We start from the raw sequence: 7236 nt of genomic DNA, 5'->3' as shown, positions 1-7236 counted from the left end.
CTGACGATCCTCGTCGTCCTCACCTCGGCGATCACCGTCGTCAACACCACGGGCACGATCCTGCTGTTCATCGCCTACAGCCAGATCTGGTTCTTCTCGCTCTCCCGGCGCGGTGGGGTGATCGCCTCCACCGCCCTGACGATCGGGGTGTTCGGCGCCCTGGCGGCCGCGCCCGGCGTCGACCCCTCCGAGCTGCCCTCCGTGCTGGCGCAGGCGGCGCTCGCACTCGCCTTCGCCGTCCTGCTGGGCCTGTGGATCACCCAGGTCGCCGAGCAGAGCGAGCTGCGCGCCGTCCTCATCGACCGGCTGGAGGCCGCACAGGCAGAGCTCGCGGCCTCCCACCACGCTGCCGGGGTGACCGCCGAGCGCGAACGCCTCGCGCAGGAGATCCACGACACCCTCGCCCAGGGATTCACGAGTGTGATCATGCTCGCCCAGGCCGCGCGGGCCGACCTCGACCGCGCCGACACCGCACGAGCCGTCGAGCGTCTCGCGCTCGTCGAACACACGGCGCGCGAGAACCTGGCCGAGGCGCGCGCACTGGTCGCGGCCTTCGCTCCCGTCGGGCTCGCCGAGTCGGGACTCCCCCAGGCGTTGGCGCGCCTCGCCTCACGGTTCACCCAGGAGACGGGGGTGGCCGTCGAGGTCGAGGTCGACGAGTCCTGCACGTCGATGGGCCGCGAGCGCGAGGTCATCCTGCTGCGCTCCGCCCAGGAGGCGCTGACCAACGTGCGGCGCCATGCCGCAGCCGAGCATGTGCGGCTCTCGCTGGCCCGCTCCTCGGACGGGCAGGTCCGGCTGGAGGTGGTCGACGACGGGAACGGGATCGACGCCGCCTCCGCCGAGGGCTTCGGCCTGCGCGGGATGCGGGAACGGGTCGCCTCGGGCGGCGGACGGCTCGCCGTGACCGGCGGGCCCTCGGGCGGGACGCGGGTGCTCGTGACCCTCCCCGAGCAGGGGCCGGCTGAGGAGCCCGTGACGGATCGGATCGACGCGACCCTCCCCGCCGACGGCGGGCAGGACGAAGGACGGGGAGACGGACGATGAGCGTGCGGGTCGTGGTCGTGGACGACCACCCGGTGGTGCGGGCAGGGCTCGTCGGCCTGCTCAGCGGCGAGCCGGACCTCGAGGTGGTCGGCGAGGCCGCGGACGGGACCGAGGCGCTCGCGCTCGTCGGCTCCGTCGGACCCGACGTCGTCCTGATGGACCTGCGCATGCCGGGGACGGACGGGGCGACGGCCACGGGGCTGATCTCGGCGCAGCACCCCACCGTGCGGGTGCTGGTGCTCACCACCTACGAGTCGGACACGGACATCCTCCGGGCGGTCGAGGCCGGTGCAGCGGGGTACCTGCTCAAGGACACCCCGCGCGAGGACCTCATCGAGGCCGTGCGCGGAGTGGCACGCGGGGAGACGGTGCTGGCTCCCTCGGTCGCCCGGCGGCTGGTGGCCCAGATGCGGCAGGCCGATCAGCGACTGACCCCTCGGGAGCTGGAGGTCCTGGCGGGGGTCGCCCGCGGCGGCTCGAACATGCAGATCGGCGTCGAGCTGTTCATCACGGAGGCGACCGTGAAGACGCACCTGCTGCGGATCTTCGCCAAGCTGGGCGTCGACGACAGGACGCGAGCGGTGACCGTGGCGATGGAGCGCGGGCTGCTGCCCTCTCCCTGACCGGCCGGGCCCTCGCCCGGCGCCTCCCGCGGCGCATCGCCCGGCGCGCGCCGGGCTGCGGGCTCCTGGCAGACTCGCCGGATGCGCGATCTGGTGACCCTGCCCAAGGCGCACCTGCACCTGCACTTCACCGGATCGATGCGCGTGGCGACCCTGACCGAGATGGCGACGGCGCGCGGGCTGCGACTACCGGCGGCCCTGCTCGACGGCTCCCCGGTGCGCCCGCCGGCGGACGAGCGTGGCTGGTTCCGCTTCCAGCGCCTGTACGACGCGGCACGGGCCTGCGTGCGCTCCGAGGCGGAGATGCGGCGCATCGTCGCCGAGGCCGCCGCTGACGACGCCGCCGAGGGCTCGGGCCGGCTGGAGATCCAGGTGGACCCGACGAGCTATGCGCCGTTCGTCGGAGGGATCACCCCGGCGCTGGAGATCGTCCTCGACGAGGCCAGGTCCGCGAGCGCGAGGACGGGCGTGGAGGTCGGCGTGATCGTGGCCTCCTCCCGGATCCGGCACCCGCTGGAGGCGCGGACCCTCGCACGGCTCGCCGCCCGCTACAGCGGGGACGGCCCCGGCGAGGTCGTCGGGTTCGGGCTGAGCAACGACGAGCGCCGCGGGAGCACGGCCGACTGGGCCCCGGCGTTCGCGATCGCACGGCGCGCCGGGCTCGCCTCCGTGCCGCACGGCGGGGAGCTGCTCGGCGCGGAGCACGTCAGCCAGGTGGTCGAGCACCTGGTCCCCGACCGGCTCGGTCACGGGGTGCGTTCCGCGGAGGACCCGGCGGTGCTGTCGTGGATCGTGGACCGCGGAGTGGCCCTCGAGGTCTGCCCGGCGTCGAACGTCTCGCTCGGGGTGTATGCGGAGGACCGCCACGTGCCGCTGCGCACCTTGACGGCTGCGGGGGCGACGGTCGCGCTGGGCGCCGACGACCCCTTGTTGTTCGGCTCCCGCCTCGTGGCCCAGTACGAGGCGGCCCGCACGGTGCACGGCTTCTCCGACCACGAGCTGGCGGACCTCGCCCGGGACTCGATCCGGGCCTCGCGAGCGGGTGGCACGACGACGGCGCGGCTGCTCGCGGGGGTCGACGACTGGCTCCGGACGCCGGGCGAGGAGGGCGGCCGCCGGGCGTGAGCCCCGCGGCCGGCACGACCCCGAGCGGGGACGGCGACCGACCGGCGTGAGCCCCGCGGCGGAGGCGGCCGCCCGGCCTGAGCCCCGCGGCCGGCACTCGCCCACGTGATCGGCGCCCACCCCTGGCGCTCCGGTGGTCGGCGCGCTATCTTTGTGTCAATTAATTGACACATTGGAGATGAGCATGTCCGGTCTCGCGCTCCTCGCCCTTCTCGGGTTGGTCCTGGTCCCGGCCGCCGTGGTCGGTCTCGTCGTCCTCCTCGTGCTTCTCTCGAGGGCGACCCCCGGCCCGCTTCCGGTCACCGCCGTCGCCGCACGCCGCCATGCGATCGCGACGATGGCCCTCGCGCTGGCCGTCGCCGTGATCGCGGTGGCCGTCGGTCTGCGGATCGCCGCCCTGACCTCCGGGCTGCGCGTCGGGCTGGCCATCGGGCTGGTCCCTGCACTGGGCGGGCTCGGCTTCCTCGCGGTCCACTCCATCGGCGAGGCCACCTGGCCCCGGCCTGCCGGGGAGCTGCGGCGGGCGAGCCTGGAGCGCAGGACCGTCCGGGACGTCGTGCCGCCCGTGATGCTCCGGGCCGCGGCTGCCTGGTCGGCCTCCCTCCTGGTGGCACTGCTCGCCTTCGGCCTCGCGGCCGCGGACACGGGTCGAGCCGTCACGGTGACGTTCGCCGAGTCCTCCTCCACCTCCGGCCCGTTCCCCGGCTGGTTCTACGGCCTTCCCCTGCTCGGTGCGGCGGCCGTCGTCATCGCGGGGACCTGGGGGGTGCTGCACCAGATCGCGACGCGCCCGACGGTGGCGCAGACCGCCCCGCGCTGGGACCTCGCCCTGCGCCGGCTCTCGGCGCACCGTGTCCTGCGCGGGACCCAGACGGTGCTCGGCCTGATGCTCGTCGGCGTCCTGCTCGTCGCGGGATCCGCCCTGCTCAACGCGGGACGGGGCACGAGCGTCAACGGCGTCACGCAGACGGACACGCTCGCCTCGACCACCGGGACCGGCCTGATGGTGGCGGCGGGGATCGTCCTGCTGACCACGCTCGCGCTGGCCGTCGTCCCGGGTCGGCCGGCCTCGCTCGACGCGGAGGTGAGCGACCCGGGCCACGCGGGCCATGCGGGCTCCGCAGGCGCCGGTGTCCAGGGCATCCCGGCATGAGCCTGCAGATCCTCGTCGACCTCGGCTCGGGGGTGCCGCCCTACGAGCAGATCCGGCTCCAGGTCGGCGCCCATGTCGCTGCCGGGCGGCTGCGGGCCGACGACCGGTTGCCGACGATCCGCGCGCTGGCGGCAGACCTCGGGGTCGCCGCCGGAACGGTCGCCCGTGCCTACCGGGAGCTCGAGGCGAACGGGGTCGTCGTCACCCGTCGGCGCACCGGCACGGTCGTGGCCGCCGGCGCCGCACCGGCGGACGACACGGCCCTGCGCGCGGCCGTGACCTTCGTGGACACCGCTCGCGCTGCCGGTCTCGACGACGAGGCAGCTCTGGAGCTCGTGCGGGGCGCCCTGCTGCGCACCGCCGTCCCTCTCAGAGAGTGACGCCCACCAGCACGGGCTCGGGCTCGAGGACCACCCCGTAGGCCTCCCGGACCCCGTCGCGCACCGTGCGGGCCAGGTCGAGCAGCTCGGCCGTGCTCCCGCCGCCGCGGTGGGTCAGCGCGAGGGAGTGCTTGGTCGACAGGCTGACCGACCCGGGCAGCCCGAAGCCCTTCCCGAAGCCGGCGTGCTCGATGAGCCACGCGGCGCTCGTCTTGACCAGGGCCGGGTCGATCGCACCGAGGCTCGGGCCGGTGCTCGTCTCCGGCATGGCGCTGCGGACCGGGTAGCGCGGGGCTCCGTCGGGCAGGGCGTCGGCGACCTCTGCCGGCACGACGGGGTTGGTGAAGAAGGAGCCGGCGCTCCAGGTGTCGTGATCGCCGGCGTCGAGGACCATGCCCTTGCTCGCGCGCAGACCGAGCACCGCCTCGCGCACCTCGACCGAGGGCGCGCGCTCCCCCACCGCGACACCGAGGGCCTGAGCGAGCTGGGGGTAGCCGATCGGGGCGGACAGCGTGCCGAGCCGGAACTGGAAGGACACCTCCAGGACGACGTACCGCGGCGAGGGCGCGAAGGATGACGGCGCACCCTCGGGCCCACGCAGGGAGCGCTTGAGCACCGAGGAGCGGTACCCGAACTCGAGCGCGGCGAGCGGGAACAGGCGGATGCGTGCCTCGGCGCGGTCCCAGACGCGGACCGACGAGACGACGCCGGCGACCTCCTGCCCGTAGGCACCCACGTTCTGCACGGGAGTCGCGCCGGTCGAGCCGGGGATGCCGGCCAGGGCCTCGACACCGATCCACCCCTCGTGGACCGCACGGTCGACGACCTGCCCCCACGGGGTACCGGCGGTGACCGTCAGCGCGGCGCCACCGCAGCCGTCCGCTCCCTCGAAACGGAGCTCGCTGCGCCCGTCGCGCACCACCAGTCCGGGGAACCCCGCGTCGGCGACGACGAGGTTCGACCCGCCACCGATCACGAGCACCGGCTCGCCGGAGTCGTCGGCCTGACGCACGGCCTCGACGAGCTCCGCCTCGGTCGCCGCGACCACGTGGCGGGCAGCCGGCCCGCCCAGGCGAAGGGTGGTGAGCTCGGCGAGGGTGGGGGTCGGCACGAGGCTCACCCTACGACGCGCCACCCGCCCCACCCCGCTTCGCTTCGCTTCGCTTCGGGCAACCCGACCCCGCCGATCCTCGCCTCACCCCGCCGCGCCCGCCCCGACCCGTGGCGCTGCAAGCGTGAAGGCTTCGCCCTCCGATGCGAGGCGAAGCCTTCACGCTTGCCCGAGGGCGGCCTGGAGGGCGCGGGTCAGCGCGCTCCGCCGGCGGCGGTGGGCAGGGGCTTGGCCGCCTGGGTGACGAACAGGCCGATCACCACGGGGACCGCGACCGCCAGCAGGGCGTGCCGGTAGCCGACCTGGCCGGCGAGGAAGCCGAGCAGGGGCGGGCCGGCGAGGAAGGCGCTGTAGCCGATCGTCGAGACCACGGCGACGCGCGCAGGCGCCCGCCGCGGGTCGTCGGAGGCGGCACTCATCCCGACCGGGAAGCCGAGCGCGGCACCAGCGCCCCACAGCACGACACCGATCGCCGCGAGCCACAGCCACGGCGAGAGCCCGAAGACCAGCAGGCCGACGAGGCTCAGCGCTGCGACGATCCGCAGGACGACCACCCGGCCGAACCTGTCGAGCAGCCCCGTGCCGAGCAGGCGCATCGCGGTCATCGCGGTGACGAACACCGCGAAGCCCATCGCCCCGACCGCCTCGCCCGTGCCGAATCCGTCGACCACGGCGAGGCTCACCCAGTCGTTCGCCGCGCCCTCGGTCAGCGCGGCCGCCAGCACCACGAGCCCGATGAGCAGGGTGCGCCGCTCGGTCCAGGCGCGCGCGACGGAGACCCGTCCGGCGTCCTCGCCCTCGTCCTGCGCGGTCACGACCGGCAGGAACCATCGTGAGACGCCGAGCAGCAGGAGGTACCCGGCGGGGAGCACCAGGCCGAGGTGCAGGAGAAGGGGCGCGCCGAGGTGCGCGGCGAGCGCGCCGACGGCGGCACCGAGCATCGTGCCGAGCGAGAAGCCGGCGTGGAACCGAGGCATGATCGCGCGGCCGAGCGCCTGTTCCACGGCGGCGCCCTCGATGTTCATCGCCGCGTCCCAGACACCCGTGCCCATGCCGAACGCGATGAGCGCGACAGCGGTCAGCCACACCTGCCCGGTGCCGACGCCGACGGCGGCGGCGAGCAGGCCGACGGTGTTCATCGCGGCGAAGGCGAGGATCGTGCGCCGGGTGCCCAGCCACTGCACGGCGAGCCCCGACAGGGGCATCGCGACCAGTGCACCGCCCGCCCCGACGATGAGCAGCAGGCCGAGCTGCTCGGGCCGCAGGTCGAGAGCGTCACGCACGGTGGGCAGGCGGGCGGCCCAGCCGGCGAACGCGAAGCCGTTGAGGGCGAAGGTCACCATGACGGCGGTGACGGCGTTCCTGACCTCGCGCGGGGCGGGCCCGCGCGGGACCCCGACCGTCCCTACGCGATGGACCTGTTCGAGCATATGTTCAGCGACTTCGTCGAGATTCACGGGGACCGCAGGTTTGCCGACGACGCGGCCCTGGTTTGCGGTTTCGCGAGGATCGGCGAGTTCGAGGTGGCGGTAATCGGCCAGCAGAAAGGCCGTGACACAAACCAGCGGAGATACCGGAATTTCGGTATGCCGAAGCCAGAGGGATATCGAAAAGCCCTGAGGCTGATGAAAATCGCCGAAAAATTCGGCCGGCCGCTTATTACTTTCGTCGACACGCCGGGGGCGTATCCGGGCATCGATGCCGAAGAGCGCGGACAGGCGGAAGCGATCGCATTTAACCTAAGGGAAATGGCAAAACTTCGAATTCCCACCCTCGTCGTCATTTTGGGAGACGGCG

Annotated in this window: 8 protein-coding genes; 6 read left to right on the top strand and 2 right to left on the bottom strand. The window is 74.0% G+C overall.

Annotated features, from left to right (window positions below; translation table 11 throughout):
* From ABWK99_RS11540 to ABWK99_RS11520, 5 genes are all read left to right on the top strand, one after another.
* A partial coding sequence (locus ABWK99_RS11540) for a sensor histidine kinase (protein ID WP_372594849.1) occupies positions 1–1047 on the top strand: 1047 nt, incomplete at its 5' end.
* Positions 1044–1670 (top strand): response regulator, encoded by a 627-nt coding sequence (locus ABWK99_RS11535; RefSeq protein WP_372594848.1) that lies wholly within the window; start codon positions 1044–1046, stop codon positions 1668–1670. The genes ABWK99_RS11540 and ABWK99_RS11535, both read left to right, overlap by 4 nt.
* Before the next feature lie 81 nt (positions 1671–1751).
* The gene (locus ABWK99_RS11530) at positions 1752–2795 is read left to right on the top strand and encodes an adenosine deaminase (protein ID WP_372594847.1); all 1044 of its coding nucleotides are present in this window, start codon (positions 1752–1754) and stop codon (positions 2793–2795) included.
* A 178-nt stretch (positions 2796–2973) separates the two neighbouring features.
* Complete coding sequence (locus ABWK99_RS11525) at positions 2974–3948, top strand: hypothetical protein (RefSeq protein WP_372594846.1); 975 nt, start codon at positions 2974–2976, stop codon at positions 3946–3948.
* Positions 3945–4328, top strand: a complete 384-nt coding sequence (locus tag ABWK99_RS11520; RefSeq protein ID WP_372594845.1) for a GntR family transcriptional regulator — start codon at positions 3945–3947, stop codon at positions 4326–4328. Before ABWK99_RS11525 ends, ABWK99_RS11520 begins: the two co-directional genes overlap by 4 nt.
* Here the strand turns inward: ABWK99_RS11520 and ABWK99_RS11515 are convergent.
* The gene (locus ABWK99_RS11515) at positions 4318–5439 is read right to left on the bottom strand and encodes a UDP-N-acetylmuramate dehydrogenase (RefSeq protein WP_372594844.1); all 1122 of its coding nucleotides are present in this window, start codon (positions 5437–5439) and stop codon (positions 4318–4320) included. The two genes, ABWK99_RS11520 and ABWK99_RS11515, sit on opposite strands and share 11 nt — an antisense overlap.
* Before the next feature lie 194 nt (positions 5440–5633).
* Positions 5634–6869 carry an MFS transporter gene (locus tag ABWK99_RS11510; RefSeq protein WP_372594843.1) on the bottom strand — a complete coding sequence of 412 codons (1236 nt, stop codon included), beginning with the start codon at positions 6867–6869 and terminating at the stop codon, positions 5634–5636.
* Between ABWK99_RS11510 and ABWK99_RS11505 the strand changes: the two genes are divergently transcribed.
* A partial coding sequence (locus ABWK99_RS11505; RefSeq protein WP_372594842.1) for a carboxyl transferase domain-containing protein occupies positions 6852–7236 on the top strand: 385 nt, incomplete at its 3' end. The genes ABWK99_RS11510 and ABWK99_RS11505 overlap by 18 nt on opposite strands.

The sequence above is a fragment of the Actinotalea sp. genome (assembly GCF_041597215.1).
GTDB lineage: Bacteria > Actinomycetota > Actinomycetes > Actinomycetales > Cellulomonadaceae > Actinotalea.
Note: the sequence above shows the minus strand (reverse complement) of the source record. Positions and strands in the feature narration are given on the sequence as shown.

Excerpts from the sequence above, each read along its gene's own strand:
- ABWK99_RS11535 (WP_372594848.1), top strand. The coding sequence starts at position 1,044 with ATGAGCGTGCGGGTCGTGGTCGTGGACGACCACCCGGTGGTGCGGGCA.
- ABWK99_RS11530 (WP_372594847.1), top strand. The coding sequence starts at position 1,752 with ATGCGCGATCTGGTGACCCTGCCCAAGGCGCACCTGCACCTGCACTTC.
- ABWK99_RS11525 (WP_372594846.1), top strand. The coding sequence starts at position 2,974 with ATGAGCATGTCCGGTCTCGCGCTCCTCGCCCTTCTCGGGTTGGTCCTG.
- ABWK99_RS11520 (WP_372594845.1), top strand. The coding sequence starts at position 3,945 with ATGAGCCTGCAGATCCTCGTCGACCTCGGCTCGGGGGTGCCGCCCTAC.
- ABWK99_RS11510 (WP_372594843.1), bottom strand. The coding sequence starts at position 6,869 with ATGCTCGAACAGGTCCATCGCGTAGGGACGGTCGGGGTCCCGCGCGGG.